Annotated in this window: 23 protein-coding genes and 1 tRNA gene; 12 read left to right on the top strand and 12 right to left on the bottom strand. The window is 54.9% G+C overall.

What is annotated here, in order from left to right; all coding sequences use genetic code 11:
• Window positions 1-535: 535 nt before the first annotated feature.
• From BLW10_RS11600 to BLW10_RS11590, 3 genes are read right to left on the bottom strand one after another with little or no spacing between them, the layout of a single operon-like run.
• Window positions 536-892, bottom strand: coding sequence for a hypothetical protein (locus BLW10_RS11600; protein WP_091334883.1), 357 nt, complete (start codon window positions 890-892; stop codon window positions 536-538).
• 32 nt (window positions 893-924) lie between these two features.
• The gene (locus BLW10_RS11595; protein ID WP_091334881.1) at window positions 925-1,263 is read right to left on the bottom strand and encodes an SET domain-containing protein; all 339 of its coding nucleotides are present in this window, start codon (window positions 1,261-1,263) and stop codon (window positions 925-927) included.
• Window positions 1,264-1,266: 3 nt separating this feature from the next.
• Entirely contained in the window at window positions 1,267-3,603 is a 2,337-nt protein-coding gene (locus tag BLW10_RS11590; protein ID WP_091334879.1) for a Tex family protein, read from the bottom strand.
• Between the two features lie 136 nt (window positions 3,604-3,739).
• Here BLW10_RS11590 and BLW10_RS11585 point away from each other — a divergent pair, with 136 nt between their 5' ends.
• The gene (locus tag BLW10_RS11585) at window positions 3,740-4,453 is read left to right on the top strand and encodes a 4'-phosphopantetheinyl transferase family protein (protein WP_091334876.1); all 714 of its coding nucleotides are present in this window, start codon (window positions 3,740-3,742) and stop codon (window positions 4,451-4,453) included.
• A gap of 38 nt (window positions 4,454-4,491) precedes the next feature.
• Here BLW10_RS11585 and BLW10_RS11580 read toward each other — a convergent pair whose 3' ends face one another.
• Window positions 4,492-4,842, bottom strand: coding sequence for a hydrogenase maturation nickel metallochaperone HypA/HybF (locus BLW10_RS11580; protein WP_091334874.1), 351 nt, complete (start codon window positions 4,840-4,842; stop codon window positions 4,492-4,494).
• A gap of 162 nt (window positions 4,843-5,004) precedes the next feature.
• On the opposite strand from BLW10_RS11580, the gene BLW10_RS11575 reads away from it, so the two are divergent.
• A complete protein-coding gene (locus BLW10_RS11575; RefSeq protein WP_091334887.1) occupies window positions 5,005-5,553 on the top strand; it encodes an RNA pyrophosphohydrolase in 549 nt (182 codons plus the stop codon).
• Between the two features lie 48 nt (window positions 5,554-5,601).
• Window positions 5,602-7,863, top strand: coding sequence for a phosphoenolpyruvate--protein phosphotransferase (gene ptsP / locus BLW10_RS11570; protein ID WP_091334872.1), 2,262 nt, complete (start codon window positions 5,602-5,604; stop codon window positions 7,861-7,863).
• Between the two features lie 100 nt (window positions 7,864-7,963).
• Here ptsP and BLW10_RS11565 read toward each other — a convergent pair.
• The 4 genes from BLW10_RS11565 to BLW10_RS11550 form a co-directional block, all read right to left on the bottom strand.
• Window positions 7,964-8,040: transfer RNA gene (locus tag BLW10_RS11565), tRNA-Arg, on the bottom strand.
• Between the two features lie 97 nt (window positions 8,041-8,137).
• Entirely contained in the window at window positions 8,138-8,782 is a 645-nt protein-coding gene (gene pdxH / locus BLW10_RS11560) for a pyridoxamine 5'-phosphate oxidase (protein ID WP_091334870.1), read from the bottom strand.
• Window positions 8,779-12,816 carry a ribonucleoside-diphosphate reductase subunit alpha gene (locus tag BLW10_RS11555; protein ID WP_218139724.1) on the bottom strand — a complete coding sequence of 1,346 codons (4,038 nt, stop codon included), beginning with the start codon at window positions 12,814-12,816 and terminating at the stop codon, window positions 8,779-8,781. The genes pdxH and BLW10_RS11555 overlap by 4 nt, the downstream gene beginning before the upstream one ends.
• Window positions 12,817-12,896: 80 nt before the next feature.
• On the bottom strand, window positions 12,897-13,256 hold the full coding sequence (locus BLW10_RS11550; protein ID WP_091334868.1) for a S24 family peptidase: 360 nt from the start codon (window positions 13,254-13,256) through the stop codon (window positions 12,897-12,899).
• Window positions 13,257-13,330: 74 nt separating this feature from the next.
• On the opposite strand from BLW10_RS11550, the gene BLW10_RS11545 reads away from it, so the two are divergent.
• A complete protein-coding gene (locus BLW10_RS11545; RefSeq protein WP_091334867.1) occupies window positions 13,331-15,163 on the top strand; it encodes an ABCB family ABC transporter ATP-binding protein/permease in 1,833 nt (610 codons plus the stop codon).
• A 121-nt stretch (window positions 15,164-15,284) separates the two neighbouring features.
• Window positions 15,285-16,304, top strand: coding sequence for a tRNA dihydrouridine(20/20a) synthase DusA (dusA, locus tag BLW10_RS11540; protein ID WP_091334865.1), 1,020 nt, complete (start codon window positions 15,285-15,287; stop codon window positions 16,302-16,304).
• Here the strand turns inward: dusA and BLW10_RS11535 are convergent.
• Genes BLW10_RS11535 through BLW10_RS14450 form a run of 3 tightly spaced genes read right to left on the bottom strand, consistent with a single transcriptional unit; the run spans window position 16,289 to window position 20,426 of the window.
• On the bottom strand, window positions 16,289-17,065 hold the full coding sequence (locus BLW10_RS11535) for an SDR family NAD(P)-dependent oxidoreductase (RefSeq protein ID WP_091334863.1): 777 nt from the start codon (window positions 17,063-17,065) through the stop codon (window positions 16,289-16,291). The two genes, dusA and BLW10_RS11535, sit on opposite strands and share 16 nt — an antisense overlap.
• The gene (locus BLW10_RS11530; RefSeq protein ID WP_091334861.1) at window positions 17,065-17,766 is read right to left on the bottom strand and encodes an SDR family NAD(P)-dependent oxidoreductase; all 702 of its coding nucleotides are present in this window, start codon (window positions 17,764-17,766) and stop codon (window positions 17,065-17,067) included. Before BLW10_RS11530 ends, BLW10_RS11535 begins: the two co-directional genes overlap by 1 nt.
• A complete protein-coding gene (locus BLW10_RS14450) occupies window positions 17,763-20,426 on the bottom strand; it encodes a methyl-accepting chemotaxis protein (protein ID WP_281241137.1) in 2,664 nt (887 codons plus the stop codon). Before BLW10_RS14450 ends, BLW10_RS11530 begins: the two co-directional genes overlap by 4 nt.
• 100 nt (window positions 20,427-20,526) lie before the next feature.
• Here BLW10_RS14450 and BLW10_RS13825 point away from each other — a divergent pair, with 100 nt between their 5' ends.
• The 6 genes from BLW10_RS13825 (at window position 20,527) to erpA (ending at window position 23,526) form a co-directional block, all read left to right on the top strand.
• On the top strand, window positions 20,527-20,712 hold the full coding sequence (locus tag BLW10_RS13825) for a hypothetical protein (protein ID WP_143117063.1): 186 nt from the start codon (window positions 20,527-20,529) through the stop codon (window positions 20,710-20,712).
• A 74-nt stretch (window positions 20,713-20,786) separates the two neighbouring features.
• Window positions 20,787-21,206, top strand: a complete 420-nt coding sequence (locus BLW10_RS11520; protein WP_091334856.1) for an SCP2 sterol-binding domain-containing protein — start codon at window positions 20,787-20,789, stop codon at window positions 21,204-21,206.
• Between the two features lie 179 nt (window positions 21,207-21,385).
• Entirely contained in the window at window positions 21,386-21,550 is a 165-nt protein-coding gene (locus tag BLW10_RS11515; protein ID WP_091334855.1) for a rubredoxin, read from the top strand.
• 135 nt (window positions 21,551-21,685) lie between these two features.
• Complete coding sequence (locus BLW10_RS11510) at window positions 21,686-22,051, top strand: HesB/IscA family protein (protein ID WP_091334853.1); 366 nt, start codon at window positions 21,686-21,688, stop codon at window positions 22,049-22,051.
• A 22-nt stretch (window positions 22,052-22,073) separates the two neighbouring features.
• Window positions 22,074-23,096, top strand: coding sequence for an N-acetyl-gamma-glutamyl-phosphate reductase (argC, locus tag BLW10_RS11505; RefSeq protein WP_091334852.1), 1,023 nt, complete (start codon window positions 22,074-22,076; stop codon window positions 23,094-23,096).
• 79 nt (window positions 23,097-23,175) lie between these two features.
• Window positions 23,176-23,526, top strand: coding sequence for an iron-sulfur cluster insertion protein ErpA (erpA, locus tag BLW10_RS11500; RefSeq protein WP_091334850.1), 351 nt, complete (start codon window positions 23,176-23,178; stop codon window positions 23,524-23,526).
• A 57-nt stretch (window positions 23,527-23,583) separates the two neighbouring features.
• On the opposite strand, the gene BLW10_RS11495 is transcribed toward erpA, so the two are convergent.
• A complete protein-coding gene (locus tag BLW10_RS11495) occupies window positions 23,584-23,805 on the bottom strand; it encodes a hypothetical protein (RefSeq protein ID WP_091334848.1) in 222 nt (73 codons plus the stop codon).
• Between the two features lie 194 nt (window positions 23,806-23,999).
• Between BLW10_RS11495 and tyrS the strand changes: the two genes are divergently transcribed.
• A complete protein-coding gene (gene tyrS / locus BLW10_RS11490) occupies window positions 24,000-25,202 on the top strand; it encodes a tyrosine--tRNA ligase (protein WP_091334846.1) in 1,203 nt (400 codons plus the stop codon).
• Window positions 25,203-25,332 lie beyond the last annotated feature (130 nt).

The following is a 25,332-nucleotide window of genomic DNA, read 5'->3' as shown; positions in this document are numbered from 1 at the left end:
TTCAAGATTTCGCGTAGATCACTTGATCTTGGGCGGCCTGTTGTATAAGGCTCGAGTTCTTCGAAGATTTTTTCGACAATCTCCCATTCTTCATCGGAGATATCGCTTGGGTATTTTGGCGAAGAGCTTTTTTCTGAAGTCATATTCACGATATGAGTGGGGTTAATTAACTCGCAAAATTTGCCATATTCTCGAAAAAATCTACTTCAAAATCAATAGTTTAGTTTTTAGACAGTCTCTGAATCATTTTCATAATTTTGCCTCGTCACGAATCTGGCGCTTCCACCAAAAAAGCTATTCCTCAGCCTCTGACGGCACCACACCACGCATCACCCTGCGGATAGCGACAATTTGGCGCTATATCTGGTTTAGAGAGACATTTTGCTGTGACGGTACTGCTTAATACAGTCAGCGCGACTGCTGCAAACAAGCGGGAATGAATCGACATATCATAATCTCCAAATACACTAGCGATTATCAAAAAATCGGCCTATTTTTCATAGCTGTCTAGCTAATAGTCGTGAATAAGGTTCACTTAAAGTAACCGCATCACACTCGATTCAGGTAGTCCTAACAGTTGCGCACCAACCTGAAGTGCTTGCTCGGCAAAATGATCGAGATCACCCCAAGCATTATTGATATCCAGCGTTTCCGTTAGACTCTCACTGACAACCCGCAAGCAATATGCACCCGCAGCGCGTTCGGCTAATGGTGTCGGCTCAGAGCAGACATAGAGCACTGGTTCAGTTTGACCTTGCATTATAAAAGCAAGTAAATAACGATAATTCCGACCATCGCCGCTTTCAATCTCGCCGAGGAGTGAAGCAGCATAGCGTTCGATTTGATAACGCCGCTTCGGAATGGCGGTTTTGATAATTGGACGTTCCTGCATTGTGGCGACCTCATATCATAGAGTGGAATACTTTATGGCGAACCGGTACCATAATCAATGGTTAGTTCGCTCCCAACAGCAATACTTGAACGGGCATAGAGTTTAAAACCATCAAATTCAGCATTTGGCGCATCGCTATGATTGAGCCAACGTAAATGATTGGTTCCGCGCCGACCCATTACATCCCCGCGTTCGGGATCATAAACCCAGAGTACATGCGGGCCATCTTCAGTTACCTCAATTCCGGTAAAGGTGCCGATATAATCGCCCGGATTAAATGGAATGCGTGCAAAACAGCCGTGACCATGAATCGGCGATGGGGCAATTTCAATAAGCCGGTCGAGCGCCGCTTTATCCGTGCGCCGTTTCATCTTTTACTTTTTACGCGCTTTCGCAAAGGCATCAGCCAGCGCCCCGCCGTTTCCAGTTGATGTCGGCGTGCGTTCAGGTGTATGGCGCGTATTGGAACGCGGCGAATGTTGATTTGTAGATGGGCGCATTTGACGGCTATTTGGCGCGGACGGTTCAGCCGTAGCGTGGCGCTCAACGGGTTCATCCAGACGCCGACTCAGGGCAATACGTTTGCGCATTAAATCCACTTCTAAGACTTTAACCTTGACTAAATCGCCCGATTTAACAAATTCATGCGGATCTTTTACGAACCGATCTGCAAGCATTGAAATATGGATTAAACCATCTTGATGCACGCCAATATCAACAAAGGCACCGAAATTGGTGACATTGGTAACTGTGCCTTCTAAAATCATGCCGGGTGCTAAATCATTCAGGGTTTCAACACCGTCTTTGAATTGCGCGGTTTTAAATTCGGGGCGCGGATCGCGGCCCGGTTTTTCTAATTCCGCGAGAATATCTTTCACCGTCGGCAGACCAAATCGCTCATCGGTAAAAACCGCTGGATCAAGTCGGCGCAGGGTCGCTGCATCACCGATTAAACCGCGCACATCTTTTCCGGTAAATTCCGCAATCCGGCGTACCACCGGATAGGCTTCAGGATGCACAGCGGAAGCATCGAGCGGTTCATCGCCATCAGGAATCCGCAAAAATCCGGCGCTTTGCTGAAAGGCTTTTTCTCCAAAACGCGGCACGGCCAGCAATTTTTTGCGGCTGGTAAATGCGCCATGCGTTTCGCGGAAGGTGACAATATTTTCCGCGAGACTGCGATTCAGTCCAGAAACTTGCGCTAATAGCGGCACGGATGCGGTATTTAAATCCACGCCAACTGCATTGACGCAATCTTCAACCACCGCATCGAGTGTGCGAGCTAAGCGGGTTTGATTAACATCATGCTGATATTGACCGACACCAATCGCTTTTGGCTCGATTTTGACTAATTCCGCGAGCGGATCTTGTAAGCGCCGCGCAATGGAAACTGCGCCGCGTAGGGAGACATCTAATTCGGGTAATTCTTTTGAAGCAAATTCCGATGCGGAATACACTGATGCGCCTGCTTCATTCACCACCAGCGATTTTAAGCCTAATTCCGGATGACGAGCGATTAAATCACGCGCCAGCCGGTCGGTTTCACGCGAGGCGGTGCCATTGCCAATGCTAATCAGCTTGACATCGTGAGTTTGCGCTAACTGTGCCAAGCGTGAAATCGACGCATCCCATTGATTTTTTGGGACATGCGGATAAATGGTGTCAGTTGCGGCAACCTTGCCCGTTGCATCGACCACCGCAACCTTGACGCCGGTGCGTAGTCCCGGATCGAGTCCAAGCGTCGGCAGCCGTCCAGCGGGCGCAGCCAACAACAGCGCCTTGAGATTGAGGCCGAACACCCGAATCGCTTCCGCTTCTGCCGCCTCAAGCAGCCGCCCCTTGAGTTCCAGATCCAGTCGCGTCAACAGCTTGATGCGCCAGGCTTTGCGCACGGTGTCCAGCAGCCACGCATCCGCCGCCCGCCCCTGATCGCGGACGCCAAACCGCGCCGCAATCAGTCCGCGACAGGTGGCTTCGGGATCATCGCCCGCGCCAGCGAGCAGTTCCAGATTGAGCACACCTTGATTGCGTCCACGAAACAGCGCCAGTGCGCGATGCGAGGGAATCTTCGCCAACGGCTCACGATAATCGAAATAATCGGCGAACTTGTTGCCTTCTTGCTCTTTGCCAGCGATTACGGTCGCAACCAAGCTGCCATGCTCCCAGAGCAGCTCGCGCAGGCGTCCGGCGAGTTCGGGATCTTCGGCAAATCGCTCCATCAAGATCTGTCGTGCCCCTTCGAGCGCAGCGGCAATATCGGCGATGCCCTTGCCAGCATCCACGAAATCAGCGGCCAGCGTCTCAGGCGCGTGCGTCGGCTTGGTCAACAGGGTGTCTGCGAGCGGCTCTAAACCGGCTTCGCGGGCGATCTGCGCTTTGGTGCGCCGCTTGGGTTTGAACGGTAAATAGAGATCTTCGAGCCGCTGTTTGGTATCCGCCGCGTCGATGGCGGCCTGAAGCTCGGCGGTCAGCTTGCCCTGTTCCGTGATGCTTTTGAGCACGGCCACGCGCCGTTCAGCCAGCTCGCGCAGATAGCCGAGCCGCTCTGCAAGATGACGCAACTGGCTATCATCAAGACCGCCGGTGGCCTCCTTGCGATAGCGGGCGATGAAGGGCACAGTCGCGCCCTCGTCGAGCAGCCGCACGGCCGCCTCAACTTGGGCCGGACGAGCGGCGAGTTCCTGACTGATGAGCGCGATGATTGGGGTCATAGTGTGGCGGTACAGACGGTAGCAAGCGCAGAGGTGGCGAATGATGCGCCTAATTATAGGGTGTCGCGGGCTACAGCGCCCAGTTTCGACGCCTGTGGCGCGTGCTTGCTGGATTTATTGCTTGATGAATTGACGGATGACTGAATTGCGACTGAATACGGGTGATATTCCGCATTGGCGCAGCGCACCGCGCCATTTATATCTCGCACCCGATGCGCTGCATCTATGGCGAATTGATACCAGCGAGCAAGGAATGAATCCGCATGATGCGTGGCAGCTATTAACTGCTGCCCAACGCACGCGCATTGCAGCCTTGCGTTATCCAGTACATCAGCAGCGTTCAATACGCACACAGGCCGGATTAAATCGCATTTTGGCGAAATATTTACAGTGCGCACCCAGCGAAGTCGTTATTCAGCGTCAGGCGAATGGTAAACCCTATTTAGACGGTGAGGCGGCGTGGTTAGCATTTAGCATCAGCCATAGCCATGAATTAGCTTTAGTCGGCGTGAGCGCGGGTGTCAATGCGGCGCTGGGTGTCGATTGCGAGCATATTTGCCCGCGCACCAATTATCTGGCGATTGCACGGCGAATGTTTACAGTTGATCAACTCGCCAGCTTACAGCTGTGTTCGGAATCAGATCGCTTAGAACAGTTTTTATATGCTTGGACAGCTTTAGAAGCGGATGTCAAATGCGACGGGCGTGGCCTCTGTCGGGCGCGTCAGCGGAATACAGAACCGCCACAGATTGCGCATCTGATTCCAGCGGCCGGGTATCTAGCAGCAATTGCGCGGGCGCAGTTGCCGCCGCGTGCGAGCTGGCAGTATTTAGAATGTGCTGAGTGCTAAAATCAAGCAATGAATCAATAAATGCGCATAAATTGAATTTAATCCGCCAGTGTTAATTCAAGATGCGCTAAAATCAATTCATCACCGCTGATTAACTGCGTCTGAAACGCACCACAGGCTCCACATAACAAACGATTCGCGGTTGCAACGGTTTCCGCACCACAGCGCGTACAACGCACGCGAATCTCGGCGGGTTCAATCACTAATTCGGCTGTTTCGGCGATGGTGCCGATGGCCACTAATGGATACGCTTGCTGCAATAACTGCGGTTCGACGCCCGCTAACGGCCCGATTCGCAGACAAATCCGCTCTACGCGGTTCGCTCCGTGTTCGCGGGCGATGTCCGCAACCTGTTCCAGCAGCGCCTGACACAACGATAGTTCGTGCATTGAACGCGCCTCCCTCACCACTTAATTGCGACACACCAACACGCCCCCGCACTAGGCACCAAGCATTTGATTAGAAATCGCTTCTCGCGCCCGTGCTGGCTTGCCGGAACTGACTGCTCTATGGAAGAATGCCTCAGCGACCAGCCCGGGAGAACCCCACCCTTGATCGACCATGACGGCTTTAGACCCAATGTCGGCATCATCCTGAGCAATCGGGATCGCCGCTTATTCTGGGGACGCCGCCTCGGCCAGAATGCGTGGCAGTTTCCTCAGGGTGGCATCAATCCCGATGAAACCCCAGAACAGGCGATGTTTCGGGAACTTGAAGAAGAAGTCGGGCTATGTGAGCGGCAAGTGACCATCCTCGGCTGTACCCGTGGTTGGCTGCGCTATCATCTGCCCAAACGGTATATCCGCCGTCAATACAGCAGTTCTGGCCCGATCTGTGTCGGGCAAAAACAGGTCTGGTTTATGCTGCGCGTCGATTGTGGTGAAGATGCTTTTTGCCTCGACCGCACCGACAAACCTGAGTTTGATGCGTGGCGCTGGGTGCGGTATTGGCAGCCGCTCTATGAAGTTGTGTATTTTAAGCGCCATGTTTATCAGCAGGCCCTGGAAGAATTAGCGCCGATTCTCTATCCCGATGGCGTTCCCGAGCGCCGTCAACTGTACTCGGGGGCACCGCGATGGTTGCGCCACAGTTATCCCTAAACGTCCCGCTCGCCGCCGTGACTAACGGACGCCCCGTCCGCACCTGTTATGCTTGAATCACTTAGACGGATTGTTCAAGAAGTTAACAACGCCAGCGATCTGGAGCAGGCGCTCTCGATCATCGTGCAGCGAGTCAAACAGGCCGTTGGCGCAGATGTCTGCTCGGTCTATCTCAATGACTACGATAATCATCGTCATGTGTTGCACGCTACCGACGGTCTGCGCCGTCAAGCCGTCGGGCGCATCCGGCTCGAACTCGGACGCGGGCTGATTGGTTTAGTCAGCGAACGCGCCGAACCGATCAATCTCGATGATGCGGCGAATCATCCGCGTTACGAAAATATCACCGACAGCGGTGAAGAACGCTATCACGGTTTTTTAGGGGCACCGATTATTCAGAATCGCAAAGTGCTCGGCGTGCTGGTGTTGCGGCAGCGCCAGCGGCGGCATTTTGGCGAAGATGAAGTCACCTTTGTGATGACGCTGGCCTCGCAACTGGCCGGTGCCATTACCTTTGCGCGTACCAGCGGCGAGCTGGCGCGGTTGCAAGACGATGGGATTCCGCAGCGATTTCTGCCCGGGTTAGCCGCCGCACCCGGCATCGGCATCGGGCAAGCGGTGGTCGTCTATCCGCCTGCCGATCTGGAAGCGGTGCCGGATCGCCGCCCGGAACATCCCGACACCGAAGCACAGGATTTTCGCCGTGCCGTGCGCGAGGTGGTCGCCGATCTCGACCGCTTCGCCAGCCGCACCCAGGTGCATTTACGCATCGAAGATATGGCGCTCTTTGATGCGTGGCGGCTGATGCTGGAGAGCGACACCTTAATTGATGGCACCCTGTCGCGGATTCGCGCTGGCAATTGGGCACCGGGCGCACTGCGCGAAACCATCGCCGAACATGCGCGGGTGTTTGATGCGATGGATGATGCCTATTTGCGCGAACGTGCCTCAGATGTCCGCGATCTGGGGCGCTGCATTTTGATGCACCTGCAAAACCGCGATACCACGCCGATTCAATATCCGCCGCAAACGATTCTGGTCGGTGAAGAAATCAGCGCCATGCAAATTGCCGCCGTGCCCCGCGAGCAGTTAGCTGGCATTGTCTCAACAACCGGCTCCGGCTCTTCGCATGTTGGCATTCTGGCACGCGGCATGGGCGTTCCGGCGGCGATGGGCGTAGCGGATTTACCAGTTGGGCGCGTCGAAGGGCGCGAAATGGTGGTAGACGGCTATCGCGGGCGCGTCTATGTCTCGCCCGGACTGGCGGTGCGAGCGGAATATCAGCGCCTTGCTGAGGATGACGCCGCACTGACCAGCGAATTACAAGCCCTGCGTCATTTACCCGCCGAGACCACTGACGGCTATTTAATTCCGCTGTATTTAAATTCCGGTCTGGTATCAGAAAGTCGTCCGTTGGGAATAGAAGAATCGGCCGGTGTTGGACTCTATCGCACCGAATTACCCTTCATTGTGCGCGATAGCTTTCCGAGCGAAGCGGCGCAAATGAGCAATTACCGGCATGTGCTGGAATTATTCGCCCCGCGTCCCGTCACCATTCGCACACTGGATATTGGCGGTGATAAACCGCTGCCCTATTTTCCAATGCACGAAGCCAATCCCTTTTTAGGCTGGCGCGGCATTCGGATTACTCTCGATCATCCAGAAATCTTTTTAACACAGGTGCGAGCGGTGTTACGGGCGGCGATTGGGCTGGATAATTTACAATTATTGCTGCCAATGGTGAGCACCGTCGGCGAAGTTGATGATGCCTTGCTGCTGATTCAACGCGCCCATAACGAGCTATTAGAAGAAGGCTATCAGGTGCGTATGCCGCCGATTGGGGTGATGATTGAAGTGCCGGCGGCTGTTTATCAAGCAGAAGCTTTAGCGCGGCGCGTCGATTTTCTCTCGGTCGGCACCAATGATCTGACGCAATATTTACTGGCAGTTGATCGCAATAATCCGCATGTTGCCAAGCTTTATAACGAATATCATCCAGCAGTATTACGGGCATTGCTGCAAATTCTGACCGGTGCGCGGTTGCATGGTAAAGAAGTCAGCGTGTGCGGTGAAATGGCCGGTGATCCGTTGGCGACTTTTTTATTGCTCGGCATGGGCGTGCATAGCCTGAGTATGGGTGCGGGCAGTTTGCTGCGGGTGAAAAAAGTGATTCGGAGCATTAGCCGCGCCCGCGCCCGCGAGGTGCTCAAGGTGGCGCTGCAATGTGAGGATGCCGGTTCGGTGCGGCGGCTATTGCTCGATGCGCTGGAGACGATTGGTTTGGGGAGTTTGGTGCGGCCGGGGCGGTAGGGTTTTGAGTTTTGATATCGCTCCTTATTAAATAAGGGGCGATAGTAATAGAAAACAAAAAAGCGATTAGCTAATTTCTTAACTAATCGCTTGTTTTATATGGCGCGCCCGGAGAGATTCGAACTCCCGACCACCTGGTTCGTAGCCAGGTACTCTATCCAGCTGAGCTACGGGCGCTTGATGGGGTGATTAGTCTGAACTAATCGAGACGCGCATTATGCCGAACGCAGCGGCGGCTGTCAACCGTCATGCACGCAATTTTGTACAGCATCGCTCACGGTGCCAACCGCTCGATCATCCACCCGCCGTCCGCCTGTCGCACATAGCGAAAACGATCATGTAGCCGACTCTCACGCCCCTGCCAAAACTCAATCCTATCCGGCACGACGCGATAGCCGCCCCAAAAATCAGGCAACGGGATCTCACCCTGCGCGAAACGCCGTGCCATCTCCGCAACCTTAGTCTCCAGCAGCGAGCGCGTGCTGATAACCTGACTTTGCGGCGAGGCCCAAGCGCCGATCTGACTACCACGCGGGCGCGTCGTGAAATACGCTAATGATTCAGCCGTCGTAATACGCTCGGCGCGACCATTAATTTGAATTTGTCGGGCTAGTGCCACCCAGGGAAATAGCAGGGCGACATGGGGATTTGCATCAATTTCCTGCGCTTTACGGCTCGTATAATTGGTAAAAAATACGAAACCCCGTTCATCATATAATTTGAGCAATACCGTGCGCACTGAAGGTTGCCCAAGTGTATTGACTGTGCAAAGTGTCAAGCTATTTGGTTCGGGCAAATCGGTGGCAAGTGTTTGCGCATACCAAGTCTGAAATTGTTGAATTGGATCAGGATTGAGTTCAGCGCGTGATAGGCCATGCGCCATGAATTGCTGACGGAGTAATTCGGGGTTGCTATTCATTGACACGCCTCACAATCAGGATCAAGGATTGAGCAAGCAGACGGTCGCGTCGCGCTCTCAGTGGTATCATTTAATTGCATCACCTGTCGTCCAAAATAATTCCCACCGACTGCGCTCAGACGATTAGCGCGACTGCTATCAGTTATGGTTGATTTTTCAACATGCGTCGCACCGAGTGAGCGCAAATAATAGGTCGTTTTGAGTCCGCGCACCCAAGCGAGTTTATAGAGATTGTCGAGCTTATAACCACTGGGTTCCTGCATATACAGATTCAAACTCTGGGCTTGATCGAGCCATTTTTGTCGCCGACTCGCCGCCTCAACTAACCAACGCGGGTCAATTTCAAATGCGGTGGCATAGAGTGCCTTGAGATCATCCGGAATCCGATCAATCGGCTGCAATGACCCATCATAATATTTGAGATCATTGACCATCACCGCATCCCACAGGCCGCGTGCTTTGAGATCGGCGACCAAATAGGGATTAACAACTGTAAATTCACCCGAAAGATTCGATTTTACGAATAAATTTTGATAGGTCGGCTCAATCGACTGACTGACACCGATGATATTGCTAATGGTTGCAGTGGGCGCAATCGCGAGACAGTTTGAATTGCGCATTCCGATATTTTGAATCCGCTTGCGTAACGTATTCCAGTCAAGTGTATGACTGGTGTCGATTTGGAGATAGCCGCCGCGCCCTTGTTCTAACAGACGAATACTATCAATCGGCAAAATACCCTGACTCCATAATGAGCCGTCAAAACTCGCATAACGCCCGCGTTCGGCAGCTAAATCGGCGCTGGCTTCCAGCGCGTAATAACTGAGATATTCGGTGCTGAGATCGGCAAAAGCAACGGCTTCTTGACTGGCATAGGGAATACGTAATTGATACAGGGCATCTTGAAATCCCATTAAGCCTAAGCCAACTGGACGATGACGTAGATTTGCCGCTCGCGCTTGCGGAACCGTATAAAAGTTGTAATCAATGACATTATTGAGCATCCGCATTGCCGTTCTGACGGTGCGGCGCAAGCGATGTGTGTCGAGTCCGTGTTCGGTGATATGCGCGGCTAGATTGATTGAGCCTAAATTACAGACGGCAATTTCAGCATCATTGGTATGCAGGGTGATTTCAGTACATAAATTCGAGCTATGTACGACACCAACATGCTGATTGGTATAGCGCAGATTACAGGGGTCTTTAAAAGCTATCCAGGGATGTCCGGTCTCAAATAACATCGCCAGCATTTTGCGCCACAGATCAACGGCTTTGAGACGCTTGCTAATCGCTAATTCCCCACGAGCGGCGCGTGCTTCATAATCACAATAGGCCTGCTCAAAGGCTTGGCCGGTGAGATCATGGAGATCCGGTGTTTCATCCGGTGAAAACAGCGTCCAATCACCATTCTCAGCAACGCGCTTCATAAATAAATCTGGCACCCAATTTGCGGTATTCATATCATGGGTACGGCGGCGATCATCGCCGGTATTTTTACGTAATTCGAGAAATTCTTCGATATCAATATGCCAGGTTTCAAGATAGGCACACACTGCGCCTTTTCTACGGCCACCGTTATGAGCCAGCGCCGCTGCTGTCATATAGGTTTCATCGCCTTCAACCTTGAGATCATGGATGACTGGAATAGCTGGTATTGCGGTAACGGATTTAATGCGCGTAAAAATCCAATTTCCCAGTCGAAACCAATTATATTTAGTCAAGGCCGGAACACCGATTCGATTGGCAATCTGCGGCACCGCTGGAATCCGCAAATCAAAAGTGCGGGTGACACCACGAAAGCTAATCACTGTGCCATCACTACGGATGCCTTGATGGGCATTATCTCGTTCGCGATATTGACCGGCACAGGGCACTCCCAGCCGTAAGAGTTGATACCGTAAGCCCTCAGCTAATGGGCGCGAAGTGGTGGTGAAATAGATTTCAGCGCCACGCGAAATACTGCCATCCGTTTCAAGCAAACCCTGAATCAGCGCCACTGTTTGATTCAGCGGTAAATGACTAAAGCGGCGTGCAATATGTTTGCGGCCTTCGCTATCATAGAGGTCGGTATGCGTAAATGGCAGATGTCCTTGATCTGTACCAATATAGCGTCCGCTGGTCGCGCAGCGGGCTAAACCACGCCCTATGCTCCATTTAATTTGTACATAGGTCGTATTGCGCCGATCTTCCCAGAAATGAATACCGCGTTCACTCAGATAATTACGGACAAATTCAAGATGACTCGCATCAGTACGCGGATTGCCGGATACGCCAAATTCGCGTTCGCGACTTAAATGGCCATCACCGAGCAGAATACCGTATAGACGGGCATCATCCTCAGTAAAATCCGCAAGCGGCACTACTTCGGTTGGAATCACCTGTGCCACATAATCACCGCGAGCAAGCTGGCCGGCAGGAATCCAAGCTGGCTTAAAGCGTCCCGCTTCCAGTTGTTTTAATGTGCGTGCAATGCTTTGTTCCATTGGCACGCCTTGAATTGCCCAAAAGGGATGCCCGTCCGTGACTTCAATATCGTCAATCGCGTGTTTAATTGTGAGGCGCACCATTGGTGCAGTCTGTTGTTTATAAACAAAATGATTTATAACTTGACGATAGCGCCCACGCTGGCCGAGGACTAAATCACCGACTTTGATCGCTTGAATAGGTTTGGGGCCATCAGCGGTAAAAACCAGAGTATCCGGTGCGAAGCATTGATTAACTGCAATCGCAGTATCATTCGCCACTTTCAAAAACGGAATCACGCCTTGACTCTTGCCATTGGTGCCCTTGATATGTGCGCCCATGCCGCGCACCTGTGTCCAGTCATTGCCCAAGCCACCGGCGAATTTAGACAGCAGGGCATTATCTTTGATCGCGCTATAAATGCCGTCGAGATCATCGGCGACTGTCGTCAAAAAACAGGAACTTAATTGCGGGCGCAAGGCACCAGAATTAAAGAGCGTCGGCGTTGAGCACATAAAATCAAAGCTGGAGAGCAGCTCATAAAATTCGATAGCGCGGGCTTCGCGGTCTTGCTCATTGATTGCCAAGCCCATCGCAACGCGCATAAAAAATGCCTGCGGTAGCTCAAACCGAATGCCGTTTGTAGTGTGAATAAAATAGCGGTCGTAGAGTGTTTGTAATCCGAGATAGGTAAATTGCAGATCGCGCTCAGGTTTCAATGCCGCGCCGAGGCGGGTTAAATCATAGTGCGCTAACTGCGGGTCGAGATGTTCTAATGCGACCGCACGCTGAATATAGGCGCTAAAATACGCCGGATAGCGTTCGGCCATATCGGTTTGCGTTTCAATACCGGCGGCTAAATCGAGCAAACCCAATGCTTCGCGGCGCAAAATATCGAGCAATAATCGCGCTGCAACCTGACTATAGTTTGGTTCCTGTTCAATTAAAGTGCGTGCTGACATCACCAGCGCCTGACGCACATCCGCTTCGCGCACACCGTCGAATAAATTGCGCAGGGTATCGCGCAAAATCGCTGCGGGATCAACCGCCGCAAGATCACGGCAACTTTCTTCCACTAAGCGCGTCAAGTGCGCGACATCGAGCGGGCGCGTCGAGCCGTCGGCAAGTGTGACGGTGAGCGGCGGCGGGGCGCTCGGCGGCGTCGCAAGCGCCTGCTGCGCGGCGCGTTCTTGAGCACGCGCTTCACGATAGAGCACATAGGCGCGAGCAACACGATGTTCACCTGCCCGCATCAGCGCCAGCTCGACCTGATCTTGAATATCCTCGATGTGAACGGTGCCGCCGCCGGAGAGACGGCGCGTCAGTGCCGCGATCACCTGATCTGTCAACGCGGTGACACGCTCATACACACGACTCGAGGCTGCTGCCGAGTCGCCTTCGACGGCTAAAAAGGCTTGGCTCATTGCCAGTGTGATTTTAGTGGGGTCAAAATGTGTCACCTGACCAGTGCGCCGAATGACTTGCACCTGACCGGGGAGCGGGCCGCTTGGCGTGGGCGTCGGGGTCGCGGCAGGCTGCGGCTGCGGTGTGGTCAACTGGCTGGCAGACATGGAGTTCTCCAAGACAAATCAGGCGCGGGCCGCTCCGGTTGGGAGCAGCGGCACACAAAAAATACAAGCTAATTAGGATGTTAGGCGGCAGAAGGTGCCGATGACGCATAGTTGTAATGCGTCACTTGGCGACGGACATTGCGCTGGATGATGACGCCGAGCACTGACCATTCTAACCCGCTCAGGTCAATGTCGGGATAGCGGGCGTTGAGTGCAACTAGACGCTCGCGGCCCTCGGCATCGCGCACATATTGACGAAACCAGCGCACGCCCTCGACTTCGACAAAGATGTAACTCGGATTTGGGCAGCGGTCATTGGGTTCGATGATAATGATGCAGCCGTCGGGAAACTCCGGTTCCATCTCGTCGCCGAGCACGCGCAGGGCAAAGGGTTCATGCAGGGCGCAGCCCGTGCCTTCTGGGAGCGAATCGGTCATCATGGGGTTCTCGCGTTATTTGTTTTGCTTGTTTTGTTTGTTTTATTCAGTTTCACACACGACTTGAGCCGCCAGCTATGCAGACCCAGGGTCAACTAAATCGTATTTTTGCCACCGAGCGTCCGCATGATGATCGACGCGATTGGCGCAACCTGCACGGCATGTTGCCCTATCTCTGGGAGTTTCGCGGACGGGCGGCGCTGGCGATTGGCTGTCTGGTGCTGGCGAAGGTGGCCAATGTTGGCGTGCCGTTGATTTTAAAAGACATCGTTGATGCCTTTCAGGAGCCGACGGCGCAGTTACTGATTCTGCCGGTCAGTCTGCTGCTGGTCTATGGCGTGCTCAAACTCAGCGCCTCGCTGTTTAACGAACTGCGCGACGTGGTGTTTGCGCGGGTGCGGTATCGCGCCATGCGGCGGCTGTCAACGCGGGTGCTGGAGCATTTACACCGACTGTCACTGCGCTATCACCTCGAACGTCAGAGCGGGGCGGTCAGCCGCGATCTGGAACGCGGCACGCGCTCGGTTTCGACCATTCTCAATTATCTGGTGTTTAGCGTGCTGCCGGTGGCGGTGGAGTTTAGCCTAGTGGCGGCGATCATGATCGGACGTTATGACCTGTCCTTTGTGCTGGTCACCTTTGGCACAGTCGCGGTCTATTTTGCCTTTACCTTCATGATTACGGAATGGCGCATGGAATACCGCCACCGCATGAATCATCTGGACTCGCAAGGCAATACGCAAGCCTTTGATAGTCTCATCAATTATGAAACGGTCAAATATTTCGGCAACGAGCGGCTCGAACTCAAACGCTATGATGACACGCTGGCCGAATGGGAAGAAATGGCGGTGGCGAGCCAAACGTCGATGTCGGTGCTCAATTTTGGTCAGGGCGCGATCATCGCCATCGGTGTGACCCTGATGATGACGCTGGCCGCGCAGGGCGTGGTCGCTGGACAGTTGAGCGTCGGCGATCTGGTGCTGGTCAATGCGTTGATGCTGCAACTGTTTATTCCGCTTGGCTTTTTGGGGATTGTGTATCGGCAGATCAAATACGCACTGGCGGATATGGATTTAGTGTTCAAGCTGCTGGAGCGTCAGCCAGAAATCGAAGATCAGCCGAATGCGCCGACGCTGGCGCTCACTGAGGGCGCGATTCGTTTTGAGCAGGTCGATTTTCACTATCAACCCGAGCGCCCGATTCTGCATGGCATCGACTTCACACTCGCACCGGGCCAAACGCTTGCCGTCGTCGGGCATAGCGGGGCGGGCAAATCTACGCTATCGCGGCTGCTATTTCGCTTTTATGACGTGACCGGCGGGCGGATTGTGCTTGACGGACAGAATATTCGCTCCGTGACGCAGGAAAGTTTGCGGGCGGCAATCGGCATCGTGCCACAGGATACGGTGCTCTTTAATGAAAGCATTTATTACAACTTGGCTTACGGTCGCCCTGAGGCCAGCCGTGCTGAGATCGAGCGAGCGGCAGAGATGGCGCATATTCGGGCGTTTATCGAGAGTCTGCCCGACGGCTGGAACACGGTGGTTGGCGAGCGTGGATTAAAACTGTCGGGCGGTGAAAAACAGCGCGTGGCGATTGCGCGGGCGATTCTTAAGCGGCCTCGAATCCTGATTTTCGATGAGGCGACCTCTTCGCTCGACAGCCACACCGAGCAAGCGATTCAGCAGACCCTAGCCGAAGTCGCTGAGAATCATACAACGCTGGTGATTGCGCATCGGCTTTCGACTGTGGTGGATGCGGATCGGATTTTGGTGCTCGAACAGGGGCGCATCCGCGAGCAGGGGCGGCATCGTGAGCTACTGGATGCAGGCGGACACTATGCGGCGATGTGGGAGTTGCAGCAGCGGGAAATTCGCGCTTCCAGCCGTCAGCTATCAGCGGCCAGCTAAATAGCGGCGTAGTTGGGTTGCCTATTCGTAAATGTTGTTGGTTTTATACGAGCGAACAGAATGGACAGGCAACTCAACTTACGTGGCTCATGCAATAAAACCTATCGAATCGTGATAAATCATGTCAAATGCTACGCAGGATCCAGCGCCACGCCTTACGCTGTCTGGAAATCGGCGTTTATCAATCGCACCGATGCTCGACTGGACTGACCGTCACTGCCGCTATTTTCTGCGTCTTATCAGCCGCCACACGCTGCTGTATACCGAGATGATTACCACCGGCGCACTGCTGCACGGTGATCGCGAACGCTTGTTGCGCTATGACGCGGCGGAACATCCGCTGGCGCTGCAACTCGGTGGCTCCGATCCGGCTGAGTTGGCGGAGTGTGCGCGGATGGCGGCAGCGTGCGGCTATGATGAGATCAATCTCAACGTCGGTTGTCCGTCTGATCGGGTGCAAAACGGGCGGTTTGGTGCCTGTCTGATGGCTGAACCGGCGTTGGTGGCCGAATGCGTTGCAGCGATGCGGGCGGCCGTGCCGCTGCCCGTGACGGTCAAACATCGCATCGGCATCGACGCGCACGATAGCTATGCCGAACTAGTCGCATTTGTCGCCCAGCTAGAGGCGGCGGGCTGTGATGCGATCATTGTTCATGCGCGTAAAGCGTGGCTTCAGGGCTTGAGTCCGAAGGAAAATCGCGACATCCCACCGCTGCGTTATGACATCGTGTTTGATCTCAAACGCGATTTCCCCAATCTGCCCATCGTTCTCAACGGCGGTCTGCTCACGCTCGATGCGGCACTCGAATCGCTGACGCGGCTCGATGGCGCGATGATCGGACGTGCCGCCTATCACAATCCCTGGATTCTGGCCGCCGCCGATCAGCGCATCTTCGGCGATGACCAGCCGCTCCCAACGCGCCAACAGGTATTAGAGGCGTTTATGCAGTATGCAGAACGTCAACTTACCGCAGGCGTGCCACTGAATGCCATGAGCCGACATCTGCTCGGATTATTTCAAGGCCAGCCCGGGGCGCGGGCGTGGCGGCGGCGCATCAGCGAGCAGGCGCATCGAGCGGGCGCGGGCATTGATGTGCTGCGTTTTGCCGAAGCAGCATCAAATCATCAACCTAATGTATAACCCGCATCAACATTCAAGGTCGTTCCAGTCACGAGACGTGCCTGTGGTGAGGCGAGAAACAAGACTGCCGCCGCGACATCCGCCGCTGTCACCACCTGCTGACCTAACACATGCCGCTGTGCAACCGTGGTGTGCATGATCGCCTCCGCCCCGCGCCACATCGCCGATTCCACCACTCCCGGCGCAACGCCATTGACGCGAATCCCACGCGGCCCCAGCGCCAGTGCCAGTCGGCGCGTGAGCATATCGAGTCCGGCTTTCGCCACGGAATAGCTCGTCGAGGTGCAGGTCGTAAAGGGATGCTGACCACAGGCTGACGACAGATTGATGACCACCGGCGCAGCCGCTTGATCGAGCAGCGGCGCACACACTTGTGTCAGCGCAAATGGGGCGATGAGATTGGTTTCGAGCGTCTCGCGCCATTGCTGACAGCTTTCTTCCAGCGTGCCGCTGCCGCAAATCACGCCAGCATTATTGACCAGCACATCGAGTCGTCCGGCGTCTTGCGCTAAGCGTGCGGTCAACTGCTGACGAAATGCCGCTTCCGTCACATCGCCAATCAGCGCCACCAAGCGCCCAGCGGCAACCGCGTCTGACCAATGCGCGTTGAGCGCCGCGACGGTTTTCGGCGAGCGCCCGCAGGTGTAAACCCGATCTCCGGCATCCAAAAACGCCGCGACCAATCCGGCACCGATGCCCGAAGTGCCGCCGCTGATGCAGATGATCCGCTCGCTGGATGCGGGTGTTTCGTGAGCGGTCATCAGCGTTCACGCTGCCCGAGATTGGCATGAATCACCGCGCCGTTGAGCAGCGGCGACTCGGCAGCATAGGCGACCGCAGCAGCGATCTCAGCCGGATCAATCAGCCGACCAAAGGCGTTCAGCCCAGTAATAGCCGCGAGCCGTTCGGGATGACCGTCAACCAGCGCCTGCACTTGCGGCGTGTCGGTAAAGCCGGGTGCAATCAGGCAGGTATGAATGCCGCGTCCGGCCAAATCCTGACAGGTCGCACGCATCATGCCGACCAGTGCGTGCTTGACGATCACATAACTGGCCGCTCCGGGCACGGCTTTTTCTGACAGCGTTGAGCCGATATAGAGCACACTCGATCCCGCGCCCAGATGCGGCACAATGAGCTGATTGAGGCGATTGGGTGAGAGCAGATTGAGTTCGAGTACGGCGCGGAACTGGGCATCTGGCAGCGCGTCGATACGATCAGTACGCATGATCGCGGCGTTATGCACCAGACAGATGCGCCCCTCGGTGGCGAGCTGCGCCGGCAGCACGGTGGCGAGCGCATCGAGACTCGCCGCTGATTCAAGATCGACCGTCAGATTCTCAACTCCCGCCTCCGGGCAGGGCCGCCGTGAGAGATTGAGCACGCGCCAGCCGTCGGCGAGAAAACAGGCGGCGATAGCCTGCCCGATACCGGAGCTGGCGCCGGTGATAATCAGTTGTTTCATCGCCGTCCGCCCATCCCACCAGCATTGAGCTTAAACACCGACACCGCCTGCGCCAGCACCCGTGTTTGATCTTCCAAACTCTCAGCGGCGGCAGCGGCCTGCTCGACCAGCGCGGCATTCTGCTGCGTGACCTCATCCATTTGCGTCACGGCTTTAGTCACTTGCTCAATGCCCGAACTCTGCTCGCGGGACGCACCGCTAATCTCATTGACCAGCACCGTGACCTGCCGGAAGCCATCAAGAATCTCCGCCATCGTTGTACCAGCTTGGGTGGCCAGGGTCGCGCCGCCCTCAACCTTGCTCACCGAATCGGTAATCAACTCCTTGATTTCTTTCGCCGCCTGCGCACTGCGCTGCGCCAGATTGCGCACCTCAGCAGCGACCACCGCAAAGCCGCGCCCCTGCTCACCGGCACGGGCGGCTTCGACTGCGGCATTGAGCGCCAAAATATTGGTCTGGAACGCGATGCTGTCGATGACGCTGATGATGTCAGCGATGCGGCGGCTGGAGTCCTGAATCTGGCTCATCGTGCCAACCACGCGCTGCACCATCTCGCCACCGCGTGCAGCGATGATATTAGCGTGTTGCGCGAGTTCATTGGCTTGCTCGGCGTTTTGCGCGTTTTGCTTGACCGTGGCGTTGAGTTGTTCCATTGAGCTGGCGGTTTCTTCCAAGCTCGCCGCCTGTTCTTCAGTACGATGACTGAGGTCTTGATTGCCCGAGGCAATCTCACCGGCGGCGGTGGTGATCGCGTCTGAGACTTCGAGAATCCGCCCGACGACTTCGCGCAAACGGGCGACTGTCGTATTCGTATCGTCTTTGACTTGACCGAAGGTACCGCCATAATCGGCTTCGATGCGGCGGTTGAGATCGCCGTCAGCCATTGCTTTGAGCACAGTAGCAACATCGGCCAAACCGGTTGCGACGATTTCTAATAAGCGATTGAGACCTTCGCTTAATTGCAGGAAAAAGCCCGCTTTACCCTGAAGATTAATGCGTTGCGAGAAATCACCTGCCGCTGCCGCTTGAATGAGCGCGGCCACTTCGCGTTCGGCGGTAAATTCCGCCGTGCGGTCATACCATTGCGTCACACGACCACTATAGCGGCCATACTCATCTAATACTGGGCTGGCAGTTAATTGTAAATTGCGCCCAGCAAAGACCATCTCAAAGTTTTTTGTTTGCGTCAGTTGCTCACGATAAGCAGCGGCCACGGCTGGATCTTCAAAATGCTGGGCAAGCGTGCCACCAATGAGTTGATCGGGGTCAAAGCTTGGGCTATGTCGGCGAATTTCTGGCGCAAATTTGTGCCACAGATTTGAACAGGCTTGATTCATGTAAATCAAACAATTGCGATCATCGGAAACTGTCACCGGCAGCGTGACATTATCTAAGCCGATGCGGATGCGCAGATTTTCCTGACTGACGCGCAGGGCATCTTGAATATCAAAATCCAGTCGCGCTTGCACCGATTTAATCGCTAAGAGCATCTCGCCGAGTTCGTCGATATTCTCGGCTTGAATGCGACGGCTATAATCACTATTCGACAAGGCTTCCAGATGACCCAATGCCTGATGCAGCGGGCGAGTGATCTTACGCACCAGCCAGACGGCTAACAGGATGGCGACTAGCACCGCAATGACAGCCAGCACAATCGCTTGTTGATTGGCTTGTTCGGCAGCGGCAATCGTTGCGGTGCGTTCCGCTTCGAGCTGGAGTTGCAAGCGGCTGTGTGACGGCAGAATCAGCCCCTTGTAGCGCCGCCACGTCGGGTTTTCCTCGGTATCATAGGTGTATTTTGCAGTGGCTAGATCACCGGCGTTGAGCAACGCCAAAATGCGTTCTTGAATCGCAAGATGCTCACGATAGGATTGGTCAATGAGTTCCAGCGCCCGCTGCGCCGCGACATCATCAGTAATGCGTGTTTGCAGCGTTTTTAAGCTACTGCTAAACCGTTCACGCGATTTGAACACATTGTCGCGGGCCTGTTGATCGCGTGGCTCTAGCAGCAGATAACGCATCGCTGCGGTCATCTGCAAACCGGCATCGAGCATCCCGCGATAGGCGTTTTCGAGCACCTGAGTGTGTTCATTGATGTGGCGCAATTGCTGAGTGGTGTTGTTTAGACTATTCAACGCAAACCCAATCGCCAGCGCAAAGCAGGCGGTAATCAGCAGCAATCCGAGCGGCAATGCTAACCGAATCTGCATATCGTTGATGCGCTGCCACAGCCGCGCAAACAGCGGCTTGGCGGATTTGCCCGCCCGCAGTCGCGCATACACCGCTTCCGCCTCAGCGATCTGCTCGCGGGTCGGCTTGCGACGTACCGAGATATAGCCAGTAATCTGACCATTCTCACGCAATGACGAAACATTAGCTTCAACCCAATAAAAATCGCCGTTTTTACAGCGATTTTTAACTAATCCTGTCCACGGGCGACCCTTCTGAATGGTCTGCCACATGTCCTTAAACGCCGCTGGCGGCATATCGGGATGACGGATAATGTTCTGCGGCGCACCCATCAGCTCCTGTTCCGAAAAACCGCTGATATCGAGAAAATCCCGATTAAAATAGGTGATACGTCCCTTAAGATCGGTTTTTGAGACGATCAGTTGGTCGTCACGCATCACCTGTTCTGTGTTCGTGACGGGTAAATTCATGCGCATGTTCGATCAGTCTCCCTAAGGACAAAGTGGGTCAGCGGCTCGACAGAATCGGCGAATCATTGGGGCAAATGGGAGGTGCGTCAAGTTCAGCGCCATGACCCAACGCGACGATGAGGGCGTGCTCCGGCTTTTTGACGCTCTATACCTATCGGAGGTTGCGCAACCGCAGGATGCACGGGCTGTGCCAAGCTGGTCGCTGGATCGCAAAGCAAAATACACGCCGATGGGTGGACGTGGACGCAATCGTTTGGCCATCATTATTGGGGGACGATGCTGTTAGAATCTTCGGCCACACAGGTTCGCGCCTGTGTTGCACCAACACACTAACGACTCACCCCTGGAGGATTGCTAGACATGTCCGCACTTTTTTCTGCCGACTGGATGAATCAGCTCAAGGACGCTTGGAACAACGAACCCGAAGTGTGCGACAAGCTCGCCGAGATCGACTTTAACTCGGTCATCACCTGCGGCTTCAAAGATGAAGATAACCCGCGTGGCGTGTTTGTAGTCGAGAATGGCAAATGTGTGCGTGCTGGAAGCTGGTCAGACAGCGACCCAGCTCCAAACTGGGACATGCGTGCCGATCTGAAAGATTGGCTGAAGTGGGTTGAAAACGGCATTGGCATGATGGGCATGGGCACTGCATTTATGACCGGCAAGCTCAAATTCAAGGTCGGCGATTATCAGGCGATAATCAAAGATCCGCGCATGGCTAATCCATTTGTGAAGAGCTTCGGCCTGATGCAGCAGCTTGAAACCGATGAGCTGAAGTAAATTCAGTCTATCGTTAAGCGAATAGATTGCTCCAGCCCGCTGAATAGCGGGCTATTTTAGTTCTACTTTGTCATTTTTTCCGTAACTCATTGAATACGTAGAACTAATTCAACTGCTGTTAGCCATCCGTAGCATTTGCCATTTCTAACCGCTCCAAACACCAAGAGTTGTGATCGCCCATGAATACCTATCAATGTCTTGTTTGCGGACTGATTTACGATGAAGCCCAGGGTTGGCCGAATGACGGTATCGCGCCCGGCACCAAATGGGAAGATGTGCCCGCCGACTGGAAATGCCCCGAATGCGGCGTCGGCAAAGATGATTTTGAGCCAGTCAGCGTCTAACCCAAAGCTGGCCGCTGTCGGCTGATAGCTGGCCGCTCACAACAAAACCACACTGGCATTTTCAGTCAGCTTTCTGCTACGCTCCCGCGCTCATTTTCCGCGTGTATTGCACGCTTTTTCGAGAGGATAGCAACCATGTCCGTGGCGATCACTGAAGCCGACCTAACCCTGACCGGAACAGCGCAGGCGAAGATGAGCGATCTGTTCCAACAAGTCGATGATAGCGTGCAGGGCGTGCGCGTGTTCGCTACCGCTGGCGGCTGTAGCGGTGTCAGCTTTGGTATGACGTTTACCGATGTCATCAATGATGATGACGGTGTGCTGGCGTTCGACGGTTTTAAGGTCGTGGTCGATGATGGCACGCTCGACTATCTGCGCGGCGTCGAGATTGATTTTGTCGATCAAGGCGACGGCAACGCGACCTTTATTTTCAACAATCTGCCACAGATGGGCGGCGGCTGCGGCAGTTGCGGCTCGTCCTCCGGTGGCGGTTGCTCCTGATAACTAGCGGAGTGCATCGAGCATGATCCGAGTCGGAATCGTCGGCGGCACCGGCTATACTGGAGCCGAGTTATTGCGTCTGCTGGCGCGTCATCCACAGGCTGAACTGGCGGTGATTACCTCGCGCACTGAGGCCGGTTTGCCCGTGGCCGAGATGTTCCCGCATCTGCGCGGTCAGCTCGATCTGTGTTTTACCGAGCCGGATCGCGGCGCACTCGCTGAATGTGATCTGGTCTTTTTCGCTACGCCCAACGGCACGGCGATGCAATCCGTGCCCGAACTGCTGGAAAGCGGCACCCGCGTGATTGATCTGGCCGCTGATTTCCGCCTCACCGATCCCGCTGTTTGGGAACAGTGGTACGGAATGCCGCATCACTGCCCAGATCTGCTTGCCGAGGCCGTCTACGGTCTGCCCGAAATCAAGCGCGAAGCGATCCGCAGTGCGCGACTGATTGCCAATCCCGGCTGTTATCCCACCGCCGTGACGCTGGGTTTTTTGCCGCTGCTCGAACAACGCGCCGTCGATCCAACTTGGCTGATCGCGGATGCGAAATCGGGCGTGAGTGGCGCGGGGCGCAAAGCCGAGACCAATCTGCTGATGGCTGAGGTCGGCGAGAGTTTTAAAGCCTACGCGGTGAGCGGGCATCGGCATCTGCCCGAAATCACGCAAAATCTCGAAACCTTCGCCGGCATGGCGATCAATCTGACCTTTGTGCCGCATCTGGTGCCGATGATTCGCGGCATCGAAGCCACGCTCTACGCCCGACTGACTGATACCAGTCTCGATCTAACGGCGCTGTATCAATCACGCTATGCCAATGAACCCTTCGTCGATGTGTTGACCAGCGGCAGTCCGGATACGCGATCAGTGCGTGGATCGAATTACTGCCGCATCGCGGTGGCGCGTCAAGGCAACAGCGTGATCGTGCAATCCGTGATCGACAATCTGGTCAAGGGCGCAGCCGGGCAGGCGGTGCAGAACATGAATCTCATGTTCGGTCTCGATGAAACGCTCGGCTTAGAGGCGCTGGCGCTGTTGCCGTGAACGCTTGAACGGCGCACAAGCAGACGCATCTTTGCGTTATTACGCTCGTCAACGTATTTTGCGCCGGAGCACGATAGCCGTGAATGCTGAAGCTGATCTCGAAGCCCCACTTGTGTTTACCACCGCTGCCGCCGCCAAAGTCGCTGCACTGATCCGCGACGAAGGCAATCCCGCGCTGATGTTGCGCGTCTATATTCAGGGCGGCGGCTGCTCTGGATTTCAGTACGGCTTCACCTTTGATGAAGCCGTGCAGGACGGGGATACCGAAGTGGTCACCGATGGGGTCAAACTGCTGGTCGATCCGATGAGCCTGCAATATCTGCTCGGCGCGGAAATCGACTATACCGAAGGCTTGCAGGGCGCACAGTTCGTGATTCGTAATCCGAACGCGACGACAACCTGCGGCTGTGGCTCGTCGTTCTCGGCCTGATGGGATGGTTTGCTGCTGGATACAGGTCTGCGATAACAACCCGTATCCACTTGCAGCTTATTGCGGCCGTTGCGGCGGCAATTGTAGCGGAATCACATTAGCGGGCAGATGGGTGCCCGTGCCACTGGGGTCAGGTTTATCCGCAAAATGCGTAAAAAGCGCATAACCGGCACCGGCCGCTACAAGCAACGCGACGATGCGCATGACCGTCCCGAAACCGAAGCGACGCTTGTTGCGCAGCGTCCATTCGGAGCGTTTGAATTTATAGTCACGCATCATCAAAAATCTGCAATGATTCCAAAAAATATAACGGGTTGTTTTCGCCTGTGAGCTAGTGTAGTCGCAAAGTCCCCGCTGGAACAAGGTTTCACGCCGAAGGCGTCGGCTTGTCTCATCCGCCCCGCACGTCGTACTCTCCCGCCCTGTGCGCCCTGAAGCGCGTCTTTTGAACCATTCAGACTGATACAGCCACTATGGAATCCGTTGAGCGAGCACTAGCCGTCATCGAGCGCGGCACCGAAGAAATTTTGTTACGCGATGCCCTGCGCAACAAGCTCAAGCTGGGGCGGCCACTGCGCATCAAAGCCGGTTTTGATCCGACCGCGCCGGATTTGCATCTTGGTCATACCGTACTCATCAACAAATTGCGCCAGTTTCAAGAACTCGGACACGAAATTCTATTTTTGATCGGCGATTTCACCGGCATGATCGGCGATCCAACCGGCAAGAGCGCGACCCGCAAACCGCTCTCACGCGCCGAGATTGAGCAAAACGCCCAAACCTATAAAGATCAAGTCTTTCGCATCCTCGATCCAGACAAAACCCAGATTCTGTTTAACTCGCAGTGGCTCGATGCGCTTGGAACAGCCGGATTAGTACAGCTTGCCGCCCGCCAGACAGTGGCGCGGATGCTGGAGCGCGACGATTTTTCCAAGCGTTATAAAGCCGGCCAGCCGATTGCCATTCATGAATTTCTCTATCCGCTGATTCAGGGCTACGACTCGGTGGCGCTCCGCGCTGACATCGAACTCGGCGGCACCGATCAGAAATTTAACCTGCTCATGGGCCGTCAGCTTCAAGAAGCCGATGGACAGGAACCGCAGGTCGTCATCACGCTGCCGATTCTCGAAGGTTTAGACGGCGTGCAGAAGATGTCCAAATCACTCGGCAACTATATTGGCATCGCCGATGCGCCCGAAGAGATGTTCGGCAAGCTGATGTCGATTTCAGATGACCTGATGTGGCGTTACTTCGAGCTGCTCAGTTTCCGCGAGTTATCCGAGATCGCAGCTTGGCGACGTGCCGTGAGCGAAGGCGCGAATCCACGCGACATCAAATTTGAACTCGGCTTAGAACTGGTGACGCGCTTTCACAGTGCAACCCAAGCGCGTCACGCACAAGACGCCTTCATCGCTCGCTTTCAAAAAGGCGCACTGCCCGACGACATCCCAGCGATCATCGTGACCAGCGCCGACCGCACCGGATTGCCGCTCGCCAATCTATTAAAAGAAGCGGGACTTGTCGCCAGCACCTCCGAGGCGATTCGGATGATCCGTCAGGGCGCGGTGCGCATCGACAGCGAGCGCGTCGAGGATGCGCAGCAAATTTGTGTCGTTGGGAGCGAGCATATCTATCAGGTCGGCAAGCGCCGCTTTGCGAAGGTTCGTGTGGCTTGAAGTTGAAATCGTCACGAAACTGAAAAAATTTGCTCACGGTATTGACACAGAGGTTGGTAGGAGTAGAATGCGCGGCTCACCACGAAGCGGGAAGCTTCAGGAGGGCGGCGAAGCGGCACAGACAGTGCTG

The sequence above is a fragment of the Allochromatium warmingii genome (genome assembly GCF_900107145.1).
Taxonomy (GTDB): Bacteria; Pseudomonadota; Gammaproteobacteria; order Chromatiales; family Chromatiaceae; genus Thermochromatium; species Thermochromatium warmingii.
Note: the sequence above shows the minus strand (reverse complement) of the source record. Positions and strands in the feature narration are given on the sequence as shown.

What these genes read in the sequence shown, in the direction of transcription:
- BLW10_RS11590 (WP_091334879.1), bottom strand. Translation starts at nt 3,603, where the DNA reads ATGACCCCAATCATCGCGCTCATCAGTCAGGAACTCGCCGCTCGTCCG.
- BLW10_RS11585 (WP_091334876.1), top strand. Translation starts at nt 3,740, where the DNA reads ATGACTGAATTGCGACTGAATACGGGTGATATTCCGCATTGGCGCAGC.
- BLW10_RS11555 (WP_218139724.1), bottom strand. Translation starts at nt 12,816, where the DNA reads ATGTCTGCCAGCCAGTTGACCACACCGCAGCCGCAGCCTGCCGCGACC.
- BLW10_RS14450 (WP_281241137.1), bottom strand. Translation starts at nt 20,426, where the DNA reads ATGAATTTACCCGTCACGAACACAGAACAGGTGATGCGTGACGACCAA.
- pdxH (WP_091334870.1), bottom strand. Translation starts at nt 8,782, where the DNA reads ATGAATAGCAACCCCGAATTACTCCGTCAGCAATTCATGGCGCATGGC.
- dusA (WP_091334865.1), top strand. Translation starts at nt 15,285, where the DNA reads ATGTCAAATGCTACGCAGGATCCAGCGCCACGCCTTACGCTGTCTGGA.
- BLW10_RS11510 (WP_091334853.1), top strand. Translation starts at nt 21,686, where the DNA reads ATGTCCGTGGCGATCACTGAAGCCGACCTAACCCTGACCGGAACAGCG.
- BLW10_RS11600 (WP_091334883.1), bottom strand. Translation starts at nt 892, where the DNA reads ATGCAGGAACGTCCAATTATCAAAACCGCCATTCCGAAGCGGCGTTAT.
- BLW10_RS11550 (WP_091334868.1), bottom strand. Translation starts at nt 13,256, where the DNA reads ATGATGACCGATTCGCTCCCAGAAGGCACGGGCTGCGCCCTGCATGAA.
- BLW10_RS11520 (WP_091334856.1), top strand. Translation starts at nt 20,787, where the DNA reads ATGTCCGCACTTTTTTCTGCCGACTGGATGAATCAGCTCAAGGACGCT.
- BLW10_RS11495 (WP_091334848.1), bottom strand. Translation starts at nt 23,805, where the DNA reads ATGATGCGTGACTATAAATTCAAACGCTCCGAATGGACGCTGCGCAAC.
- BLW10_RS11545 (WP_091334867.1), top strand. Translation starts at nt 13,331, where the DNA reads ATGCAGACCCAGGGTCAACTAAATCGTATTTTTGCCACCGAGCGTCCG.
- BLW10_RS11530 (WP_091334861.1), bottom strand. Translation starts at nt 17,766, where the DNA reads ATGAAACAACTGATTATCACCGGCGCCAGCTCCGGTATCGGGCAGGCT.
- BLW10_RS11515 (WP_091334855.1), top strand. Translation starts at nt 21,386, where the DNA reads ATGAATACCTATCAATGTCTTGTTTGCGGACTGATTTACGATGAAGCC.
- ptsP (WP_091334872.1), top strand. Translation starts at nt 5,602, where the DNA reads ATGCTTGAATCACTTAGACGGATTGTTCAAGAAGTTAACAACGCCAGC.
- tyrS (WP_091334846.1), top strand. Translation starts at nt 24,000, where the DNA reads ATGGAATCCGTTGAGCGAGCACTAGCCGTCATCGAGCGCGGCACCGAA.
- BLW10_RS11535 (WP_091334863.1), bottom strand. Translation starts at nt 17,065, where the DNA reads ATGACCGCTCACGAAACACCCGCATCCAGCGAGCGGATCATCTGCATC.
- BLW10_RS11580 (WP_091334874.1), bottom strand. Translation starts at nt 4,842, where the DNA reads ATGCACGAACTATCGTTGTGTCAGGCGCTGCTGGAACAGGTTGCGGAC.
- argC (WP_091334852.1), top strand. Translation starts at nt 22,074, where the DNA reads ATGATCCGAGTCGGAATCGTCGGCGGCACCGGCTATACTGGAGCCGAG.
- BLW10_RS11595 (WP_091334881.1), bottom strand. Translation starts at nt 1,263, where the DNA reads ATGAAACGGCGCACGGATAAAGCGGCGCTCGACCGGCTTATTGAAATT.
- BLW10_RS13825 (WP_143117063.1), top strand. Translation starts at nt 20,527, where the DNA reads ATGACCCAACGCGACGATGAGGGCGTGCTCCGGCTTTTTGACGCTCTA.